The organism is Pseudomonas sp. NBRC 111139 (assembly GCF_001753955.1).
Classification (GTDB): domain Bacteria; phylum Pseudomonadota; class Gammaproteobacteria; order Pseudomonadales; family Pseudomonadaceae; genus Aquipseudomonas; species Aquipseudomonas alloputida.
In genome coordinates this window covers 118,514-139,513 of record NZ_BCBP01000014.1, presented here as the reverse complement: position 1 = coordinate 139,513, position 21,000 = coordinate 118,514, and the positions used below count along the sequence as shown (strand labels likewise).

Sequence of the window (21,000 nt, the reverse complement as noted above, 5' to 3'; positions counted from 1 at the left end):
TTAAATTTCAGCGGCCAGTTTGTTAACCAGCTCCGCATGCGCGTTTTGATCGATTGTGGCGCCAAGGATCTTTTCAGCACCTCCAACGGCCAGAGCACCCACTTGGGCACGCAGGGCGTCTTTAGCGCTGTTCAGTTCCTGTTCGATCTCGGCCAGAGCCTGAGCCTTCACACGGTCAGCTTCGACGCGGGCCTGTTCACGGGCTTCCTCGACAAGCTGAGCAGCGCGTTTCTTGCTTTGCTCGATGATTTCGGCTGCTTGTGCTTTAGCTTCACGCAGTTGCTGACCCGCTTTCTCTTGGGCCAGCTCCAGGTCGCGAGCTGCGCGGTTGGCAGCGTCCAAGCCGTCGGCAATCTTCTTTTGGCGCTCTTGCAGAGCAGTGATGACCGGAGGCCATACATACTTCATGCAGAAGAGTACAAAAATCAGGAAAGCAACGGATTGGCCAATCAGGGTTGCATTAATGTTCACGCCAACACCTCGCTCGGTCTTAATTCATACAGCCATCAACTCGTGGTGACGAGTGATTAGCCGGCGATCTGACCAACGAACGGATTCGCGAAGGTGAAGAACAGAGCGATACCAACACCGATCATGGTTACGGCGTCGAGCAGACCGGCAACGATGAACATTTTGACCTGCAGCATCGGAACCATTTCTGGCTGACGAGCAGCGCCTTCCAGGAATTTGCCACCCAGCAGGCCGAAACCAATGGCGGTACCCAGAGCACCCAGGCCGATCAGCAGAGCAACAGCGATAGCGGTCAGACCAACTACAGTTTCCATCTTTCCTCCCGACTTTTACGTCGTATTGGTTAGGTTTTTAGTTTGAAGCGGTAAAACAAATCGTTTGGTACAGCATGCCCTTGCGGACTTTTTAAGCCCTCCCCCCGTACAGGCAGGGAAGGCTATCAGACACGCCAGGCGGTCTTAATGGTTATCTTCGTGAGCCATCGACAGGTAGACGATGGTCAGCATCATGAAGATGAAAGCTTGCAGGGTGATGATCAGGATGTGGAACACAGCCCACGCCCATTGCAGCACCACACCCAGGCCGCTGAGCCACAGCAGGCCGGAGCCGAACATTACAGCGATCAGGATGAACACCAGCTCGCCAGCATACATGTTGCCGAACAGACGCAGTGCCAGCGAGATCGGTTTGGCGATCAGGGTGACGAATTCCAGCAGGAAGTTGACCGGAATCAGCAGGATCTGCACGAAGATATTCTTGCTGCCAAACGGGTGCAGGGTCAGCTCACCGATGAAGCCGCCCAGTCCCTTGACCTTGATGCTGTAGAAGATGATCAGGGCGAAGACGCAGAAGGCCATGGCCAGGGTCGCGTTCGGGTCGGTGGTCGACACGGCGCGGAACGGAATGTGCGGGTCACCGGAAATCAGGATGGCCAGCTGAGGAATCCAGTCGACCGGTACCAGGTCGACGGCGTTCATCAGGAATACCCAGACGAAAATGGTCAGCGCCAGTGGTGCGATTACCGGGCTACGGCCGTGGAAGGAGTCCTTCACGCTGCCGTTGACGAAGTCGACCATCACCTCAACGAAGTTCTGCAGACCGCCAGGTTGGCCGGAAGTCGCCTTCTTGGCCGCCATGCGGAAGATCAACAGGAAAATCAGACCCAGCGCGACGGACCAACCCAGGGTGTCCAGGTGGAACGCCCAGAAGCCCATTGCCTTGGCTTCTGCAGCCGAATGGGCGAAGCCCCAGCTGCCGTCTGGTAGTTGACCGTAGGTCAGGTTCTGCAAGTGGTGCTGGATATAGCCCGAAGCGGTTTCTGCTGCCATGGTTGCCTCAAACGCCCTAAGGTCTCGAAAGTCTTTTATTCATCAGCAGGGGCGCGAACCAGCTGACCAAAAGGGTCAACACGAAGACGCCGAATACTGCTAGCGGCGCCAGTGGCTTCACTCCTGCAAAGGTCAGTGCAAAAAGCACTGCCGTCAAAATCATCTTGCCTGCCTCGCCAGCGTAAAACGACTTGACGATAGCTTGTGCCGCCCGAGCCCCGCTGAAGCGAAAAGCCTTCCAGGCGAAATACACATTGGGCAGCCAGGCAATCAAACCTCCGCAAAGGCCTGAATATCCACTGACCGACCCTTTCCACTGCCACACCACCAAGGTTGCCAGCAGCAGTACGACAAATTGAGCCAGCAGTACCGGAAAAACCGCCCAGCGATGGAAAGGCAGGCGGTTTGGCGTGCGTATTTCCATCACAACTGCTCCTCGGAAGTCGACCAACAAGTCAGCTATGACTTGGCATAATTTGTGCCGACAAAATGCGCGCAGAGTATAGGGGTGGATTAACCCCTATTCAACTCTTCGGTAGTGATTTCCGACTTCGCGCTACAACAGGAATTGTTTCAGCGGATGTGAGCGAGCACGCCTTGCAACTCATCAAGCGAGTTGTAGCGAATAACCAACTGGCCTTTGCCCTTGTTGCCATGACGGATCTGCACGGCCGAGCCCAGGCGCTCTGCGAGCCGCTGTTCAAGGCGTGCGATATCCGGATCAGGTTTGCTCGGTTCGACCGGATCAGGCTTGTCGCTGAGCCACTGACGGACCAGTGCCTCGGTTTGGCGCACGGTGAGGCCACGTGCGACAACATGACGCGCCCCCTCCTCCTGACGATTTTCATCCAGGCCGAGCAATGCACGGGCGTGCCCCATCTCCAGATCACCGTGGGCGAGCATGGTCTTGATCGCATCAGGCAAGGTAATGAGGCGCAGCAGGTTGGCCACAGTCACCCGCGACTTGCCCACAGCGTCAGCCACCTGCTGCTGGGTGAGCTCGAATTCCTGTTGCAGGCGCTGCAGGGCCATGGCCTCTTCCAGTGGGTTGAGGTCTTCGCGCTGGATGTTCTCGATCAATGCCATGGCGATGGCGGCTTCGTCGGGCACTTCGCGGACCATGGCCGGGATCGTGTCCAGGCCGGCCTGCTGGGTAGCGCGCCAACGGCGCTCACCGGCGATGATCTCGTATCGGTTGTCGCCAATCGGGCGTACCACGATCGGTTGCATCACACCATGGTTGCGAATCGAGTGCGCAAGCTCTTCCAGCGCCTCCGGGTCCATGTCCCGGCGAGGCTGATACTTGCCGCGCTGGACCAGCTCGACCGGCAGGTGTTGCAGTTCTTTCTGGTCGATCTTCACAGCCTGCTCTTCGAGCGCGCTGACGGAAGGACCACTGAGCAGTGCATCCAACCCACGTCCGAGACCCCGTTTCTTGACGGCCATACGGATTCCTTAAGTTGTTTGTGCAGTGCGTGATGGACGGCGTTGACGGCGTACCAGTTCCCCAGCCAGGGCCAGGTACGCCAGCGCGCCCCGCGATTGCTTGTCGTAAGCAAGGGCTGGCATGCCGAAGCTGGGGGCCTCGGCCAAGCGAATGTTGCGCGGAATGACCGTGTCGTACAGCTGAGGGCCAAAGTGCTCCTTCAACTGTGCCGAAACATCGTTGTTCAGGCTCAGACGCGGATCGTACATGGTCCGCAGCAGGCCCTCGATCTTCAACTCCGGGTTCAACCGGGCGGCGATACGCTTGATGTTATCCACAAGGTCGCTGAGACCTTCCAGTGCGTAGTACTCACACTGCATGGGGATAATCACGCCATCGGAAGCGACCAGAGCATTCAGCGTGAGCATCGACAGCGACGGCGGGCAGTCGATGAGGATGTAGTCGTAGTTATCGCGAATAGGCGCCAGGGCGTTGCGCAGACGGCTTTCCTTGACCTGCATTTCCAGCAGCACCACCTCAGCGGCGGTCAGGTCACGGTTGGCCGGCAGCAACTGGAAGCCTCCGTGCTCGGAGTAGTGCATAGCCTGGGCCAAGTCGCACTCCCCGATCAGCAGGTCGTAGACCGAATGCTCGAGCTCGTGCTTGTCCACACCGCTGCCCATGGTGGCGTTGCCCTGCGGATCGAGGTCGATCAGCAGGACACGACGCTTGGTCGCAGCCAGCGAGGCGGCGAGATTGATACAGGTGGTTGTCTTGCCCACACCACCTTTCTGGTTCGCGATTGCGAATACCTTAGCCATTGTTGCGAGTGTTCCCAGTCATGCCTTGCGGCGCAGTATCAGCAGATGGCGCTGGCCCTGGCAACCCGGAACGGTCAGGGCCTGTTCGCTTTCCACTGTGAAGTCTGCGGGCAATGCTACCAGTTCATCGGCAGGATGCAGCCCCTTCATTGCAAGCCATTGCGTCCCGGTGTCGCCCAAGTGGCGGGTCCAGTTGGTGAAGTTCTCCATGCTGCTGAAGGCGCGGGAGATGATTCCGTCGAACGGTTGTGCCGGCTGGAAGGCCTCGACCCGGCTGTGGATAACCGTGAGGTTGTCCAGCTTGAGTTCCATTTTCACCTGAGTCAGGAAACGGGTCTTCTTGCCATTGGCGTCCAGCACGGTGACGCGCTTGTGTGGATGCAGGATAGCCAGCGGGATGCCGGGCATGCCACCGCCGCTGCCAACATCCAGCCAGTTATCACGATCGTTGTGGATAAAAGACATGACGCTAAGGCTGTCGAGCAGGTGACGCGAAACCATCTCGTCCGGATCGCGCACAGCAGTCAGGTTGTAGGCTTTGTTCCATTTGATCAACAGAGCCAGGTAGCCAAGCAGCTTCTCGTGCTGCTCGGCAGTCAGCTCGACGCCAAGCTGGCGCGCACCTGTGGATAACTCTTCAGCGTGTTGAGGGGTGACCAGGGAACTCAAGCGCTTTGCTCCAATTCGCGGCCAGCGCCGCGTTTTTTCAAGTGAATCAGCAACAGGGAAATCGCCGCCGGGGTCACACCCGGGATACGCGAAGCCTGGCCCAGCGTCTCCGGACGGGTCTGGCTCAGCTTGCCCTGTATCTCCTTGGACAGGCCGGAAATCGTCGTGTAGTCGATATCCACAGGCAGGCGTGTGTCTTCGCTGGCGCGCAGTCGGGCAATTTCATCCTGCTGACGGTCGATGTAGCCGGCGTACTTGGTGCGGATCTCGACCTGCTCGGCAACCTGTGGATCGATTGCTTCACCGCCAGTCGCTTCGATCAGGCCGGCGTAGTCGATTTCGGGACGCGCCAGCAGGTTGAGCAAGCTGTACTCGTGGCTCAGCGGAGTGCCGAATTTATCCACAACGGCCTGGCCTTGCTCGGTATTCGGCCGAACCCAGGTCGATTTCAGGCGCTGTTCCTCACGCTCGATACCGTCGCGCTTGGCGCAGAACGCGGCCCAGCGCTGGTCATCGATCAGGCCCAGTTCACGGCCCTTTTCGGTCAGGCGCAGGTCGGCGTTGTCTTCGCGCAGTATCAGCCGGTACTCGGCACGCGAGGTAAACATGCGGTACGGCTCCTGAGTACCCAAGGTAATCAGGTCGTCCACCAGTACGCCGATGTATGCCTCGTCGCGGCGCGGGCACCAGCTGTCACGGCCCTGCGCCCGAAGTGCGGCGTTAGTCCCGGCCAGCAGGCCCTGGGCGCCGGCTTCTTCGTACCCGGTGGTGCCGTTGATCTGCCCGGCGAAGAACAGGCCGCCGATGACTTTGGTCTCGAGGCTGTACTTGAGGTCACGGGGATCGAAGTAGTCGTACTCGATGGCATAGCCCGGGCGCACGATGTGGGCGTTTTCCATGCCGCGGATCGAACGGACCAGCTCCAGCTGCACGTCGAACGGCAGCGAAGTGGAAATACCGTTGGGATACAACTCATGGGTGTTCAAGCCTTCCGGCTCAATGAACACCTGGTGGCTTTCCTTGTCGGCGAAGCGGTGGATCTTGTCTTCGATCGACGGACAGTAGCGCGGACCGACACCTTCGATCACACCCGAGTACATCGGTGAACGGTCGAGGTTCGACGCAATGATCTCGTGGGTGCGCGCGTTGGTGTGGGTAATCCAGCAACTCACCTGACGCGGGTGCATTTCGGCATTGCCCATGAACGACATCACCGGGATCGGCGTATCGCCTGGCTGTTCGGTCATTACCGAGAAGTCCACCGAGCGGCCGTCAATGCGTGGCGGGGTACCGGTTTTCAGGCGGCCGACGCGCAGCGGCAGTTCACGCATGCGGTGGGCCAGGGCAATCGAAGGTGGATCACCGGCGCGACCACCGGAATGGTTTTGCAGACCAATGTGGATAAGGCCGCCGAGGAAGGTACCGGTAGTCAGCACCACCGATTCGGCAAAGAAACGCAGGCCCATCTGGGTCACCACGCCTTTGACCTGGTCCTGCTCGACGATCAGGTCGTCGCAGGACTGCTGGAATATCCACAGGTTTGGCTGGTTTTCCAGGATTTCACGTACCACTGCCTTGTAGATGGCGCGGTCGGCTTGCGCACGGGTGGCACGTACGGCCGGGCCCTTGCGGTTGTTCAGAACGCGGAACTGGATGCCGCTCTTGTCGGTGGCTAGCGCCATGGCGCCGCCGAGCGCATCGATCTCTTTGACCAGATGGCTTTTGCCAATACCGCCGATGGCGGGGTTGCAGCTCATGTGACCGAGGGTTTCCACGTTATGGGTCAGCAGCAGGGTTTTCACACCCATGCGTGCAGACGCAAGCGCAGCCTCGGTACCGGCATGGCCGCCGCCGATGACGATCACGTCAAAACGGGAAGGGAAATCCACCACGCACCTCGTGCCTGTTTTTGCGAATAGAGAAGGTAAGCGGACAAGTATAGGGACTTCACCCCCACTAAAGAAACCGTCTGAGCAAATTTTGACCAGTCTGTGGATGAGTGGCAAACAACAGAAATCAAAGAGAAGAAATTTAAAAAGCTTTGTTTTTATGTTTATTCTTATGCACAGCGATATCTGTGGATAAAGTCATGTATCCCAATAATGGCGCTATGTAGAGAGAAATTAAACCCTGTGTCTGGAGTGCCATGAGGCCTATGGATAACGTCTTTTAGCCTGTGGATTAAATGGCTGTTTACCCACAGGCGGGTTTTTCCTCAGAAAAAAAGCCCGCTTATCAACTGAGCTGAAGGCGACTTTTCCACAGGGCTCCTGAGCACAGTTTTCAAGCCGAGCATGGAAAATTCATCGCGCTGGCGGCCAGACATGGTCAGGTTGGAGCGGTCGAGCCCGCGAAAGGGTCGGTACATCCACAGGGATCTGGAGCTTGTAAGGGCTTCTTCGCGGCCCCGCCCGCCCCCACAGGTGTTTGGGTCATCGGCCTGCATTCATCTTCTGCAACGAATTTCAGGCAAAAAAAAGCCGCTCCCTAAGGAGCGGCGCTTGGCCTTGCCTGGCTGTGGATTACTTGCCGATGCAGAAGCTGGAGAATATCCGCCCAAGCAGGTCATCCGAGCTGAATGCTCCTGTGATCTCCCCCAGCGCATGCTGTGCCTGGCGTAAGTCCTCAGCCAGAAGCTCTCCCGCGCCCGCCAAGGTCAATTGGGCACGGCCGTGCTCCAGGTGCTCGCTGGCCTGGCGCAAAGCATCCAGATGGCGCCGGCGGGCGCTGAAGCCACTCTCTGCAGTCTGCTCGTAACCCATACAGCCCTTCAGATGGTCGCGGAGCAGTTGCAGCCCTGTGTCGTCGCCCTTGGCGCTCAGGGTAATGGTCACATGGCCGTCATCGCACTGTTCCAGCGCTACCCGCTCACCACTCAGGTCGGCCTTGTTGCGAATCAACGTGACCTTGGCCGGGTCCGGCCGCTGAGCGAGAAACTCCGGCCACAAAGCGAACGGATCGCTGGCCTCGGGCGCAGTGGAGTCGACCACCAGCAGCACACGGTCTGCCTCGCCAATGGCCTTCAGGGCGCGTTCCACACCGATCTTTTCCACATGGTCATCGGTATCGCGCAAGCCGGCAGTATCGACAACGTGCAGCGGCATGCCGTCGATGTGGATATGTTCGCGCAGGATATCCCGCGTGGTGCCGGCGATGTCAGTGACGATGGCTGCTTCCCGCCCGGCCAGCTGGTTCAGCAAGCTCGATTTACCGGCATTCGGTCGGCCAGCAATGACTACCGTCATGCCGTCACGCAGCAAGGCGCCCTGCCCGGCCTCGCGCTGCACAGTGGATAACTCGCTGCGCACGGCATCAAGCATCGACAGCACATGGCCATCGGCGAGGAAGTCGATCTCTTCCTCAGGAAAGTCGATCGCCGCCTCGACGTAAATACGCAAGGCAATCAACGCCTCGGTGAGGCTGTGCACACGCTTGGAGAATTCCCCTTGCAGCGAGCGCAGGGCGTTGCGCGCTGCTTGGCTGGAACTGGCCTCGATCAGGTCGGCGATGGCTTCGGCCTGCGCCAGGTCGAGCTTGTCGTTGAGGAAGGCGCGCTCGCTGAACTCGCCCGGGCGAGCCAGACGACAGCCGACTTGTACACAGCGCTGCAGCAGCATGTCCAAAACCACCGGGCCGCCGTGTCCCTGCAGTTCAAGCACGTCCTCACCAGTGAACGAATTAGGCCCGGGAAAGAACAGAGCAATCCCTTCGTCCAGCACCAGCCCTTCATCGTCGCGGAACGGACCGTAATGGGCATGCCGCGGGGTCAGGGTGCGGCCAGTGATCAACAGGCCGGCCTTGGCAGCCAGAGGGCCGGACAACCTGACAATTCCCACACCGCCCCGGCCTTGGGCCGTGGCGATGGCGGCGATGGTTTCACGCACAGTGTTCATGCTCGAAAGCCTCTACGACAAAAACGACAGATAGCAAAAACGCCCCACTAGGGGGCGTTTTTTATTCACAGGCTAGCGTATTAGCCCGTCAAGCAGCAGCTTTTTTGGTAGCTGCTTCGATACGGCGAGTGATGTACCACTGCTGCGAAATCGACAGGCAGTTGTTCACAACCCAGTACAGCACCAGACCGGCAGGGAACCACAGGAAGAAGAAGGTGAAGATGATTGGCATCATTTTCATCACCTTGGCCTGCATCGGATCCGGCGGTGTCGGGTTCAGGCGCTGCTGGATGAACATGGTGGCGCCCATGATGATCGGCAGGATGAAGAACGGATCCTTGATCGACAGGTCGGTAATCCACAGTATCCATGGGGCCTGGCGCATTTCCACGCTTTCCAGCAATACCCAGTACAGGGCCAGGAATACCGGCATCTGCACCAGGATCGGCAGGCAGCCGCCCAGTGGGTTGATCTTCTCTTTCTTGTAAAGCTCCATCATCGCCTGGGACATCTTCTGGCGATCGTCACCGAAGCGTTCCTTGAGTGCGGCGAGCTTAGGTGCAACGGCACGCATACGCGCCATGGAGCGGTAGCTGGCAGCCGACAGTGGGAAGAACAGGCCTTTGATCAACATGGTCAGCACGATGATCGACCAGCCCCAGTTACCCAGCAGGCTGTGGATATGTTGCAGCAGCCAGAAGATCGGTTGGGCGATAAACCACAGGAAGCCGTAGTCGACGGTCAATTCCAGGCCTGGGGACAACTCTTTCAGCTTGGACTGGATCTTCGGGCCGGCGTACAGCAGGGCACTGGTTTCGACCTTGCCGCCAGCCGGTACGCTGATAACCGGGCCGGTGTAGCCGATGATGTAGTTGCCCTGGCTATCCTTGCGGGTCTGGACAACGTTGTTGTCCGACTTGGCCGGAATCCAGGCGGTCACGAAGTAGTGCTGCAGCCAGGCAACCCAACCGCCGGACACATTTTCTTTCAAACTACCTTTGTCGATGTCCTTCATCGAGACCTTTTTGTAAGGCTCAGAAGCTGTCCACAGGGCCGCACCCAGGTAGGTAGCGGTGCCGGTGGCAGTACTGGAGGACGGATCGCCGCTGGCATCACGCTTGAGCTGGGCAAACATGTTGCCGCTCCAGGCCTGGCCGCTCTGGTTGTCGATCAGGTAGCTGACATTCAGGTCGTACTCACCGCGCTTGAAGCTGAAACGCTTGATGTAGTTGACACCGTTGTCACTGAACTTCAGGTCTACCACCAGTTGTTCCTGGCCGTCGGCCAGCTGGTAGCTCTTCTGCTCGGCGGCATACAGGGGACGGCCGCTGGCGCGGGCATCCGGGCCATCGGTGCCGGTCAGACCACTTTGTGCCAGGTAAACACGCTCACCACCGTTGTCGAACAACTGGAATGGAATGTTCGGGTGGTCTTGACGGCGTGGGTACTTCGGCAGGTTCAGCTGGACGATGTCACCACCGACCGGATCGATAGCCAGTTCCAGAACGTCGGTCTTGACTCGGATCAGGTCCTTGCTGAGTGCGACCGGTGCCAGTTCGGCAGGGCTCGATTCGGCGTTGGCGCTCGGTACATCGGCGCTGGCACCGTTGTTACCGGCCGGCACGCCATCGGGCAAGCCCGGAGCAACAGTGCTGGCAGCAGTATTCTGAGTCGGCAGGGCAGCCTGGCCGTAGTCATCGTTCCACTTCAGGACCATGACGTAGGACACGACTGCCAGCGCGGCGATCAGGATCGTGCGTTTAATATCCATGATTACTCGGCTATCGAAGAAGTTCGGGAGGAAGGAGCGGGTGGAACGGGGTCGAAACCGCCGTCATTCCACGGATGACAACGCCCCAGGCGACGAACGGCCAGCCACCCACCACGCCAGATGCCATGGTTTTCGATGGCTTCATACGCGTAACAGGAGCAACTGGGGAAAAACCGACAGTGATTGGCCATCAGAGGACTAATGGCGTAACGGTAAAACTGGATCGGAACGAGTGCCAGTTTACGCATCTTGGCTGTCTACCCCTGCGGAATTGGCGGTGACTGCTGGTGTCGGCCGGCTGCGCGCCAGGCGTTTCCAGAGTTTGCCAAAGTGTTGGTGCAATTCCGGGTTTTCTATCTCACCCAATCCCTTGCGCGCGACGATCACGATGTCCAGGCCGGCAAGCAATTGCTGGTTCAGACGAAAGGAATCGCGCATCAAGCGCTTGAGGCGGTTGCGTTGAACGGCGAGCTTGACACTCTTCTTGCCGATTACCAAGCCAAGGCGTGGGTGATCGAGGCCGTTCTCGCGAGCAAGGATCAGCAGGTTTTTCCCTGGAACCTTGCCGGTTGGGGAGTCGAAGACCGCTTTGAAATGCCGGGGTGTAAGCAGTCGCTTTTCCCGACTGAAGTCCTGACTCACCACCTGTGCCGAAAAATCAAATGGCCAGACGCTTACGGCCTTTGGCACGACGACGCGACAGAACAGCACGGCCGTTCTTGGTAGCCATACGGGCACGGAAACCGTGGGTGCGGGCGCGCTTGATGGTGCTTGGTTGGAAAGTACGTTTCATGGCGTGTTACCTGGTTTGTCGACGACGGGCCGGGATGGCCCCCTTTTTAAGAGACCGGCGATTCTAGAGAAAGCAAGCCCATAGGTCAATTTCCAACCAGTCTTTCCATATAGAGCATGTGATGGACGGTGCCTGTTGATCAGTGCCCAAGGGGTGCTTGATCGGACACACGGATCGGGGACAACATGAAAAAAAAGAAGAGACATATAAAAAGCTTTTTTGAAGAACTTATAACTCTTAAGTGGATAACCTTCTGTGGATAACCTGCGCTAGCCCATGAATTACGGGGTGTACAGAGTTTTACAACTTTGTTCTGAACCCGTGCTGCGCTTGTTCCCATCGTGAGCGAAAGCTGTGGATGAAAACACCTGTTATCCACAGTGGAGTTATCAACAGGCTAAGGGCTGGGGTTGTGCATAGCCCTCATGGGCGTTTATCCACAGGGCTTATTCACAGAGGCGAAAAGCCGTTTTGGTCGATAAATGGCTGTTTTGTCGTGGTTCCTAACGTGTCCACATGTGGATAACTGAACGCTCGACCGGTACAATGGCGGTTTGTTTTTGCCTCATCCGGCTTTCAAACTCAGGGGATATCCGTGTCAGTGGAACTTTGGCAGCAGTGCGTGGAGCTTCTGCGCGATGAACTGCCTGCCCAGCAATTCAACACCTGGATCCGTCCGCTACAGGTCGAAGCCGAAGGCGACGAGTTGCGCGTCTATGCGCCTAACCGTTTCGTTCTCGATTGGGTCAATGAAAAGTACCTGGGTCGTTTGCTCGAGCTGTTGGGTGAGAACGGTAGCGGCATTGCACCAGCCCTTTCCTTATTAATAGGTAGCCGTCGCAGCTCGGCCCCAAGGGCTGCGCCCAACGCGCCGGTCAGCGCTGCCGTTGCGGCTTCGCTGGCGCAGACTCAGGCACACAAGACGGCTCCGGCAGCAGCGGTTGAACCCGTTGCCGTGGCTGCGGCCGAGCCTGTACTGGTCGAGACGTCTTCGCGTGACAGCTTTGATGCCATGGCCGAGCCTGCTGCTGCGCCGCCCAGTGGTGGCCGGGCTGAACAGCGCACCGTGCAGGTTGAAGGTGCGCTCAAGCACACCAGTTACCTGAACCGGACCTTTACCTTTGACACTTTCGTCGAAGGTAAGTCGAACCAGCTCGCCCGCGCGGCTGCCTGGCAGGTTGCGGACAACCCTAAGCATGGCTACAACCCACTGTTCCTTTATGGCGGTGTGGGTTTGGGTAAAACCCACCTTATGCATGCTGTGGGTAACCATCTGCTGAAGAAGAATCCGAACGCCAAGGTCGTGTACCTGCATTCGGAGCGTTTCGTCGCGGACATGGTCAAAGCGTTGCAACTCAATGCCATCAACGAATTCAAGCGCTTCTACCGCTCGGTGGACGCGTTGCTGATCGACGATATCCAGTTCTTCGCTCGCAAAGAGCGCTCGCAAGAAGAGTTTTTCCACACCTTCAACGCCTTGCTTGAGGGTGGCCAGCAGGTAATCCTTACCTCTGACCGCTATCCCAAGGAAATCGAAGGCCTGGAAGAGCGTCTGAAGTCGCGCTTTGGTTGGGGCCTGACGGTGGCTGTCGAGCCGCCAGAGCTGGAGACCCGCGTAGCAATCCTGATGAAGAAGGCCGACCAGGCCAAAGTCGAGCTCCCGCATGACGCAGCCTTTTTCATCGCTCAGCGCATTCGATCCAACGTCCGTGAGCTGGAAGGTGCACTGAAGCGGGTTATCGCTCACTCGCATTTCATGGGCCGTGACATCACCATCGAGCTGATTCGTGAATCGCTCAAGGATCTGTTGGCGCTGCAAGACAAACTGGTCAGTGTGGATAACATTCAGCGTACCGTCGCTGAGTACTACAAGATCAAGATCTCCGATCTGTTGTCCAAGCGTCGTTCGCGTTCTGTCGCGCGCCCGCGTCAGGTAGCCATGGCCCTGTCCAAGGAGTTGACCAACCACAGTCTGCCGGAAATCGGCGACATGTTCGGTGGTCGCGACCATACGACCGTGCTGCACGCCTGCCGCAAAATCAATGAACTGAAGGAATCCGACGCGGACATCCGCGAGGACTACAAGAACCTGCTGCGGACGCTGACGACCTGATGGCCGTCTGCGCAGCTAATTGAAGGCAAGGGACTAGACCATGCATTTCACCATTCAACGCGAAGCCCTGTTGAAACCCCTGCAACTGGTCGCCGGTGTCGTCGAGCGCCGTCAGACCTTGCCGGTCCTGTCCAACGTATTGCTGGTCGTACAAGGCCAGCAACTGTCGTTGACCGGTACCGACCTGGAAGTCGAGCTGGTAGGCCGCGTGCAACTGGAAGAGCCGGCCGAGCCTGGCGAGATCACTGTTCCGGCGCGCAAGCTGATGGACATCTGCAAAAGCCTGCCTAACGACGCCCTGATCGATATCAAGGTCGATGAGCAAAAGTTGTTGGTAAAGGCCGGCCGCAGCCGCTTCACCCTGTCGACCCTGCCTGCCAACGACTTCCCGACTGTGGAAGAAGGCCCGGGTTCGCTGACCTGCAACCTGGAGCAGAGCAAGCTGCGCCGCCTGATCGAGCGAACCAGCTTCGCCATGGCCCAGCAGGATGTGCGCTATTACCTCAACGGCATGCTGCTTGAGGTTTCCCGCAACACGTTGCGCGCCGTATCCACCGACGGTCACCGCCTGGCGCTTTGCTCGATGAGCGCGCCGATCGAGCAGGAGGATCGACACCAGGTCATCGTGCCGCGTAAAGGCATCCTGGAGTTGGCGCGCCTGCTGACCGATCCTGAAGGTATGGTCAGCATCGTGCTGGGCCAGCATCACATCCGCGCCACTACCGGCGAGTTCACCTTTACCTCCAAGCTGGTGGACGGCAAATTCCCGGACTACGAGCGCGTACTGCCCAAAGGCGGTGACAAGCTGGTTGTCGGAGACCGCCAGGCGCTGCGTGAAGCTTTCAGCCGTACTGCGATTCTTTCCAACGAAAAGTACCGCGGTATTCGCCTGCAGCTGGCTGCCGGTCAACTGAAGATCCAGGCTAACAACCCCGAGCAGGAAGAAGCTGAAGAAGAAATCAGCGTGGACTACGAAGGTAGCTCGCTGGAGATTGGTTTCAACGTCAGCTATTTGCTGGACGTGCTGGGCGTGATGACTACTGAGCAAGTTCGTCTGATCCTGTCCGATTCAAACAGCAGTGCGCTGCTGCAGGAAGCTGGCAATGACGATTCTTCCTACGTTGTCATGCCGATGCGCCTGTAACCTGTAGCAGGCGAAATGTCCCTTCGACGTATCATGGTCACCGCGGTGCGCAACTTGCACCCGGTGACACTCTTACCCTCCCCCCGCATCAACATCCTTTACGGCGCCAACGGCAGCGGCAAGACCAGCGTGCTAGAAGCCGTGCATTTGCTCGGGCTGGCCCGTTCATTTCGCAGCACCCGCCTGAATCCGGTTATTCAGTACGAACAGGCTGCCTGTACTGTTTTCGGCGAGGTTCAGCTGACGCAGGGTGGTACGAGCAACCTGGGTGTGTCCCGTGAGCGACAAGGGGAGTTTACTATCCGCATCGATGGGCAGAATGCGCGCAGCGCCGCGCAATTGGCTGAGTTACTGCCGCTCCAGCTCATCAACCCAGACAGTTTCCGGCTGCTGGAAGGTGCCCCAAAAATACGCCGCCAGTTTCTGGACTGGGGGGTGTTCCACGTGGAACCTCGTTTTCTGCCCGCCTGGCAACGCCTTCAGAAGGCGCTGCGGCAGCGGAACTCATGGTTGCGTCATGGTACACTTGACCCAGCTTCGCAAGCCGCCTGGGACCGGGAATTGTGCCTGGCTAGCGCGGAAATAGATGAATACCGTCGCAACTACATCAAGGCCTTGAAGCCCGTCTTCGAGCGAACCCTGAGCGAACTGGTCGAGCTGGACGGGTTGACCCTGAGCTACTACCGAGGCTGGGACAAGGACCGGGAACTGCAAGAAGTGCTCGCCTCCTCCCTCCTTCGCGATCAGCAGATGGGCCATACCCAGGCCGGTCCGCAGCGTGCTGATCTGCGTTTGCGGTTGGCTGGCAACAACGCAGCCGACATCCTGTCGCGTGGTCAGCAAAAGTTGGTGGTATGCGCATTGCGCATTGCCCAAGGCCACCTCGTTAGTCAGGCTCGCCGCGGTCACTGTATTTATCTCGTGGATGACTTGCCGTCCGAACTGGATGACCAGCATCGCCGCGCACTGTGCCGCTTGCTTGAAGAATTACGCTGCCAGGTGTTCATCACCTGTGTAGATCACGAATTACTGAGGGAAGGCTGGCAGACGGAAACGCCAGTTGCTTTGTTCCACGTGGAACAAGGCCGTATCACCCAGACCCACGACCATCGGGAGTGAAGGCATGAGCGAAAATCAAACGTACGACTCCTCCAGCATCAAGGTGCTGAAAGGTTTGGATGCCGTACGCAAGCGTCCCGGCATGTACATTGGCGACACCGATGATGGTAGTGGCCTGCACCACATGGTCTTCGAGGTGGTCGACAACTCGATCGACGAAGCCCTCGCCGGTCACTGCGATGACATCACTGTCATCATCCACCCGGACGAATCTATCAGTGTGCGCGACAACGGTCGCGGCATTCCGGTCGATGTGCATAAGGAAGAAGGCGTTTCCGCAGCCGAGGTCATCATGACTGTGCTGCACGCCGGCGGTAAGTTCGACGACAACTCCTACAAAGTATCCGGCGGTCTGCACGGTGTAGGTGTGTCGGTTGTGAACGCCCTGTCCGAGAAGCTGGTTCTGACCGTTCGCCGTAGCGGCAAGATCTGGGAACAGACTTACGTTCACGGTGTTCCACAAGCGCCTATGGCGGTTGTCGGTGACAGTGAAACCACGGGTACCCACATCCACTTCAAACCATCGGCTGAAACCTTCAAGAACATTCACTTCAGCTGGGACATCCTGGCCAAGCGCATCCGCGAGCTGTCGTTCCTTAACTCGGGCGTTGGCATTCTGCTGAAGGACGAGCGCAGCGGTAAGGAAGAGTTCTTCAAGTACGAAGGCGGTCTGCGTGCGTTCGTCGAGTACTTGAACACCAACAAGACGCCGGTCAACTCCCAGGTGTTCCACTTCAACGTTCAGCGTGACGATGGCGTGGGTGTTGAAGTCGCCCTGCAATGGAACGACAGCTTCAACGAAAACCTGCTGTGCTTTACCAACAATATTCCGCAGCGAGATGGCGGCACCCACCTGGTGGGCTTCCGTTCCTCGCTGACCCGTAGCCTTAACAGCTACATTGAGCAGGAAGGCCTGGCCAAGAAGAACAAGGTGGCAACCACTGGCGACGACGCCCGTGAAGGCCTGACCGCAATCATCTCGGTGAAGGTACCGGACCCGAAGTTCAGCTCGCAGACCAAGGACAAGCTGGTCTCCTCGGAGGTGAAAACCGCCGTGGAACAGGAGATGAACAAGTACTTCGCCGATTTCCTCTTGGAAAACCCGAACGAGGCGAAGGCCGTCGTTGGCAAGATGATCGACGCAGCTCGCGCCCGTGAAGCCGCCCGTAAAGCCCGTGAAATGACCCGCCGTAAAGGTGCGCTGGATATCGCGGGTCTGCCGGGCAAGCTGGCCGACTGCCAAGAGAAGGATCCTGCTCTCTCCGAACTGTACCTGGTGGAGGGTGACTCTGCGGGTGGCTCGGCCAAGCAAGGCCGCAACCGTCGTACCCAGGCGATCTTGCCGCTGAAGGGTAAAATCCTCAACGTCGAGAAAGCGCGCTTCGACAAGATGATTTCGTCCCAGGAAGTGGGCACGCTGATCACTGCGCTGGGCTGTGGTATCGGCCGTGAAGAGTACAACATCGACAAACTGCGTTATCACAACATCATCATCATGACCGATGCTGACGTTGACGGTTCGCACATCCGTACGCTGCTGCTGACCTTCTTCTTCCGTCAGCTGCCGGAGCTGGTCGAGCGTGGCTACATCTATATTGCCCAGCCGCCGCTGTACAAGGTGAAACGAGGCAAGCAGGAGCAGTACATCAAGGACGATGAGGCCATGGAAGAGTACATGACCCAGTCGGCTCTGGAAGATGCCAGCCTGCACCTGGACGAATCGGCGCCAGCAGTTTCCGGTGTGCAGCTGGAAGCGCTGGTGAATGAGTTCCGTAGTGTCATGAAGACTCTCAAGCGCCTGTCGCGCTTGTACCCGGAAGAGCTGACTGAGCACTTCGTCTACCTGCCTGAGGTGACCCTGGAGCAGTTGGGTGACCACGCAGTGATGCAGGCCTGGCTGGCCCAGTTCCAGGCGCGTCTGAACTCCAGCCAGAAGTCTGGCCTGGCTTACAACGCCAGCCTGCGTGAAGACAAAGAGCGCAACGTATGGCTGCCTGAAGTGGAAATTACCTCTCACGGTCTGGCCAGCTACATCACGTTCAACCGTGATTTCTTCGGCAGCAATGACTACCGTACCGTAGTCAACATTGGTGCCAAGCTTTCGAGCCTGTTGGGTGAAGGTGCGTACGTGCAGCGTGGTGAACGCCGCAAGGCAATCGTCGAGTTCAAAGAGGGCCTGGATTGGCTGATGAACGAGACCACCAAGCGCCATACGATTCAGCGATACAAAGGGCTGGGTGAGATGAACCCGGACCAACTGTGGGAAACCACCATGGACCCGACCGTTCGCCGTATGCTCAAGGTCACTATCGAAGATGCCATCGCAGCTGACCAGATCTTCAACACCCTGATGGGTGATGCGGTCGAGCCGCGTCGTGACTTCATCGAAAGTAACGCGCTGTCGGTGTCGAACCTGGACTTCTGATCAGGTGTAATTCGCTAGACACTAAGAAGCCCGCTGATGCGGGCTTTTTAGTGCCTGCAAACAATCAGTAGCCGGTGAGAATGTTCACGATCACACCGCTGGCAATGGCCACCAGCACATAGTCGCCATTCACATACAGCCAACGATGATCACGAGGTGGCGCATACAGGTGGCGCGCTTTCCAGTCAGTTACCCAGTAACGGTCACCACGGTAATGTGGATCAACGGCATGACCACGCTGCCACTGCTTATGAGGTATCGGCATGCCTTGTTGTGGGCGGAAGTTTGGATCACGGTAAGCAGGACCGGGGCCATTGTCATGTCGGCCCTGGTGCTGTGGTTGACCCTGTGGCGGGTTGCCTTGGTGCGATGGGCCGCCATCATGCCGATCAGGCGGGCCCGGTTGCGCGAAGCTTGCCAGCGGTGTGCTGAGCATGAGCGCGGCGCAGATCACGGTTAGGGTTTTCTTCATTTGATGCGGTCCTCTGCCTGTAATCGCCTGGCAAGTATTGATTGCCAGGTTCGGTTAACTGATCAGACCACGATTTTTCCCTTTCAATGTCAGGGCGCAGGTAAAGGTCCGGTAAAGTCTGGCGTTCTTTCAGTTCAGCCCGAGCGCTTTCAAGCGGCGATACAGCGTGCGTTCACTCATGCCAAGATGACTGGCCAGTTCACTGCGCGAGCCTTTGAACTGCTCCAGCGCCTGCGCCAGCTCACCCAGGTCATTGCGACGGCCGCTTCCTTTAGCCGCGCCAGTCAGTCCAGTGTCTTCCGGTAAATGCTCTGGCCTGATCACACCGTCATCGGCAAACAAACGCGCGCGTTCCAGAATGTTGCGCAGTTCGCGGATATTGCCCGGAAACGGATGCAACGCAAGTTGCTGCAAGGCGTCTTCACTCAGCCTGGGCGTCGGCTGGCCGGCCATGCGCTGCAGCAGGCTCTGTGCGAGCAGCGGCAGATCTTCCACCCGTTCGCGCAATGCAGGCAGACGAATCGGGAAGCCGCTGATGCGGTAATACAGGTCTTCACGGAAGGAGCCATCCGCGACCATTTGTTTAAGTGGTTTATGGGTGGCCGATATCAGGCGGAAATCCGAATGCACAGTGCGCAGGCTGCCCACGGGACGGAAACTCCCGGACTCTATCAGGCGCAGCAACTTCACCTGCATCGCCAGCGGCACTTCACCAATTTCATCGAGGAACAAGGTGCCGCCATGCGCCGCCTCGGCCAAGCCGATCTTGCGCTGATTCGCCCCGGTGAACGCGCCCTTCTCATAGCCGAACAGTTCACTCTCGAACAACGACTCGGTCAGGCCTGTGCAGTCGACCACCACCAGTGGGCCGTTGGCCCTGGGGCTGCCCATGTGCACTGCACGGGCGAACAGCTCCTTGCCGGTCCCCGACTCCCCCTGCAGCAACACCGGGATCTGCGCCGGTGCCGCACGCTGCAGGCTGGCCAGCGCGGCCTTGAAGGTTGGCGCGCGGCCGACCAACCCTTGCTCCTGTGGCTGCGCCGAAGCGAGGGTGATGGTGGTGAGGCGTTCGACAAAGGCAACTACCTTGCCCTGCTCATCCAGGATCGGCCGCAACTCCACATCCACATGCTCCGGGCCGCGTGGTGTGTGATGAATGTGCAATACCCGCTCCGGTACCTTGCTGTCCCACGCCTTGCGCATCGGGCAATGTTCGCCAGCCTGGTCGCACGGCACAGCGTAGTGGTGCGAAACCCTGTGGCACTTCTCGCCCAGTGGGGCCTGATCATGCCGGCCAAACTGACGGCGATAGGCCGCATTGGCGGCGAGGATGTTGTAGTCGGTGTCCAACACGATGGTCGGAAGGGCATCGTGCTCGAGGTAGGAAACCAGAGCTAGGATGAGAGGATGGGCTTCAGGCATGTCGGCACCGTATGGATGACCGACGCAGGGTAACAAGGACTGCCAAACACTGCCATTGGCTGTCAGTCGACTGCCACCTGGGCTGCCAGTTTTGCCCACAGCGGTCTGCAACTGGCCGGTTTTACTGGCCAGTGAGTGGCAAAGAGCCTGGCATGCATCTTGATAAAGCTCCTGTCACTGCCTACGCCTGTACAAGGCGGGGCGGATAAATTGGAGAACGTGATGATCATCGGCAACAACCTTCACGTGGACGCCTTCTACGACGAGGCGACCTCGACCATCAGCTACCTGGTCATGGACCGTGAAACCCGACAATGCGCATTGATCGACAGCGTGCTGGATTACGACCCCAAGTCCGGGCGCACCTGTAGCGCTTCGGCTGATCGCTTGGTCGAGCGTGTGAATGAACTGAATGCCAGCGTGCGGTGGGTGTTGGAAACCCATGTGCACGCTGACCACCTTTCAGCGGCTGCCTACCTGAAAGAAAAGCTGGGCGGCCATACCGCAATTGGCGCGCACATTACCCAGGTGCAGAAAGTGTTTGGCGCCTTGTTCAACGCAGAGCCCGGCTTCGCCCGTGATGGCAGCCAGTTCGATGTGCTGCTCGAAGATGAGGAAGGTTTCCGTATTGGCAACCTGCAGGCCCGTGCGTTGCACACGCCTGGGCACACACCCGCGTGCATGAGTTTCATGATCGAAGATGCCGGCGAGATCGCGGTGTTCGTTGGAGACACCTTGTTTATGCCCGATTACGGCACCGCCCGCTGCGACTTCCCCGGGGCCGATGCCCGCACCTTGTACCGCTCAATCCGTCGCCTGCTGGCTTTCCCCGACCAGACTCGGTTGTTCATGTGCCACGACTACCTGCCAGGTGGCCGCGACATGCAGTACGTCACTACTGTCGCCGAGCAGCGCGCCAGCAACATTCACATCCATCAGGGTATCGATGAGGACAGCTTCGTTGCCATGCGCGAAGCCCGCGACAAGACGCTCGAAATGCCTGTGCTGATCCTGCCTTCGGTGCAGGTGAACATGCGTAGCGGCCAGCTACCCCCTCCAGAGGCGAACGGCGTGAGCTATCTGAAGATCCCGCTGAACAAGCTGTAACCGCCCTGCCCCCATAATCAGATTTC

At 58.3% G+C, this 21,000-nt stretch carries 20 protein-coding genes; 5 read left to right on the top strand and 15 right to left on the bottom strand.

The genetic code is table 11. The features are described from left to right. The 13 genes from BJQ17_RS00735 to rpmH form a co-directional block, all read right to left on the bottom strand. Positions 1-471 carry a F0F1 ATP synthase subunit B gene (locus tag BJQ17_RS00735; RefSeq protein ID WP_003253189.1) on the bottom strand — a complete coding sequence of 157 codons (471 nt, stop codon included), beginning with the start codon at positions 469-471 and terminating at the stop codon, positions 1-3. 56 nt (positions 472-527) lie between these two features. Beyond that, on the bottom strand, positions 528-785 hold the full coding sequence (gene atpE, locus BJQ17_RS00730) for a F0F1 ATP synthase subunit C (RefSeq protein WP_003097235.1): 258 nt from the start codon (positions 783-785) through the stop codon (positions 528-530). A 144-nt stretch (positions 786-929) separates the two neighbouring features. Continuing rightward, positions 930-1,799, bottom strand: coding sequence for a F0F1 ATP synthase subunit A (gene atpB / locus BJQ17_RS00725; RefSeq protein ID WP_003253188.1), 870 nt, complete (start codon positions 1,797-1,799; stop codon positions 930-932). A gap of 16 nt (positions 1,800-1,815) precedes the next feature. Then, positions 1,816-2,223 carry a F0F1 ATP synthase subunit I gene (locus BJQ17_RS00720; protein ID WP_003253187.1) on the bottom strand — a complete coding sequence of 136 codons (408 nt, stop codon included), beginning with the start codon at positions 2,221-2,223 and terminating at the stop codon, positions 1,816-1,818. A gap of 149 nt (positions 2,224-2,372) precedes the next feature. Next, on the bottom strand, positions 2,373-3,245 hold the full coding sequence (locus BJQ17_RS00715; RefSeq protein WP_003253185.1) for a ParB/RepB/Spo0J family partition protein: 873 nt from the start codon (positions 3,243-3,245) through the stop codon (positions 2,373-2,375). 9 nt (positions 3,246-3,254) lie between these two features. After that, positions 3,255-4,046: a ParA family protein gene (locus BJQ17_RS00710; protein ID WP_003253182.1), complete on the bottom strand. Its 792-nt coding sequence runs from the start codon at positions 4,044-4,046 to the stop codon at positions 3,255-3,257. A gap of 18 nt (positions 4,047-4,064) precedes the next feature. Next, positions 4,065-4,715, bottom strand: a complete 651-nt coding sequence (gene rsmG, locus BJQ17_RS00705; protein ID WP_003253179.1) for a 16S rRNA (guanine(527)-N(7))-methyltransferase RsmG — start codon at positions 4,713-4,715, stop codon at positions 4,065-4,067. Further along, complete coding sequence (mnmG, locus tag BJQ17_RS00700; RefSeq protein WP_003253177.1) at positions 4,712-6,604, bottom strand: tRNA uridine-5-carboxymethylaminomethyl(34) synthesis enzyme MnmG; 1,893 nt, start codon at positions 6,602-6,604, stop codon at positions 4,712-4,714. The genes rsmG and mnmG overlap by 4 nt, the downstream gene beginning before the upstream one ends. 633 nt (positions 6,605-7,237) lie before the next feature. After that, a complete protein-coding gene (gene mnmE, locus BJQ17_RS00695) occupies positions 7,238-8,608 on the bottom strand; it encodes a tRNA uridine-5-carboxymethylaminomethyl(34) synthesis GTPase MnmE (protein WP_003253174.1) in 1,371 nt (456 codons plus the stop codon). Between the two features lie 88 nt (positions 8,609-8,696). Beyond that, positions 8,697-10,379 carry a membrane protein insertase YidC gene (yidC, locus tag BJQ17_RS00690; protein ID WP_003253171.1) on the bottom strand — a complete coding sequence of 561 codons (1,683 nt, stop codon included), beginning with the start codon at positions 10,377-10,379 and terminating at the stop codon, positions 8,697-8,699. Between the two features lie 2 nt (positions 10,380-10,381). Beyond that, positions 10,382-10,627, bottom strand: coding sequence for a membrane protein insertion efficiency factor YidD (gene yidD, locus BJQ17_RS29555; RefSeq protein ID WP_003253169.1), 246 nt, complete (start codon positions 10,625-10,627; stop codon positions 10,382-10,384). After that, positions 10,620-11,024, bottom strand: a complete 405-nt coding sequence (rnpA, locus tag BJQ17_RS00685; protein ID WP_003253166.1) for a ribonuclease P protein component — start codon at positions 11,022-11,024, stop codon at positions 10,620-10,622. The genes yidD and rnpA overlap by 8 nt, the downstream gene beginning before the upstream one ends. A 13-nt stretch (positions 11,025-11,037) precedes the next feature. Continuing rightward, complete coding sequence (gene rpmH, locus BJQ17_RS29550) at positions 11,038-11,172, bottom strand: 50S ribosomal protein L34 (protein ID WP_003253163.1); 135 nt, start codon at positions 11,170-11,172, stop codon at positions 11,038-11,040. Between the two features lie 595 nt (positions 11,173-11,767). On the opposite strand from rpmH, the gene dnaA reads away from it, so the two are divergent. The 4 genes from dnaA to gyrB are packed head-to-tail and all read left to right on the top strand — an operon-like array spanning position 11,768 to position 17,973. Further along, positions 11,768-13,285 carry a chromosomal replication initiator protein DnaA gene (gene dnaA, locus BJQ17_RS00680; RefSeq protein ID WP_003253158.1) on the top strand — a complete coding sequence of 506 codons (1,518 nt, stop codon included), beginning with the start codon at positions 11,768-11,770 and terminating at the stop codon, positions 13,283-13,285. A gap of 40 nt (positions 13,286-13,325) precedes the next feature. Then, positions 13,326-14,429, top strand: coding sequence for a DNA polymerase III subunit beta (gene dnaN, locus BJQ17_RS00675; RefSeq protein WP_003253156.1), 1,104 nt, complete (start codon positions 13,326-13,328; stop codon positions 14,427-14,429). Between the two features lie 15 nt (positions 14,430-14,444). Beyond that, on the top strand, positions 14,445-15,548 hold the full coding sequence (gene recF, locus BJQ17_RS00670; RefSeq protein ID WP_019750113.1) for a DNA replication/repair protein RecF: 1,104 nt from the start codon (positions 14,445-14,447) through the stop codon (positions 15,546-15,548). Positions 15,549-15,552: 4 nt separating this feature from the next. After that, positions 15,553-17,973 (top strand): DNA topoisomerase (ATP-hydrolyzing) subunit B, encoded by a 2,421-nt coding sequence (gyrB, locus tag BJQ17_RS00665; protein ID WP_003253152.1) that lies wholly within the window; start codon positions 15,553-15,555, stop codon positions 17,971-17,973. A gap of 64 nt (positions 17,974-18,037) precedes the next feature. Here gyrB and BJQ17_RS00660 read toward each other — a convergent pair whose 3' ends face one another. Further along, the gene (locus BJQ17_RS00660) at positions 18,038-18,445 is read right to left on the bottom strand and encodes an RcnB family protein (protein ID WP_070095368.1); all 408 of its coding nucleotides are present in this window, start codon (positions 18,443-18,445) and stop codon (positions 18,038-18,040) included. Between the two features lie 129 nt (positions 18,446-18,574). Further along, the gene (locus tag BJQ17_RS00655) at positions 18,575-19,867 is read right to left on the bottom strand and encodes a sigma-54-dependent Fis family transcriptional regulator (protein WP_003253147.1); all 1,293 of its coding nucleotides are present in this window, start codon (positions 19,865-19,867) and stop codon (positions 18,575-18,577) included. 222 nt (positions 19,868-20,089) lie between these two features. Here BJQ17_RS00655 and BJQ17_RS00650 point away from each other — a divergent pair, with 222 nt between their 5' ends. Then, the gene (locus tag BJQ17_RS00650) at positions 20,090-20,974 is read left to right on the top strand and encodes an MBL fold metallo-hydrolase (RefSeq protein WP_003253146.1); all 885 of its coding nucleotides are present in this window, start codon (positions 20,090-20,092) and stop codon (positions 20,972-20,974) included. Positions 20,975-21,000: the final 26 nt, after the last annotated feature.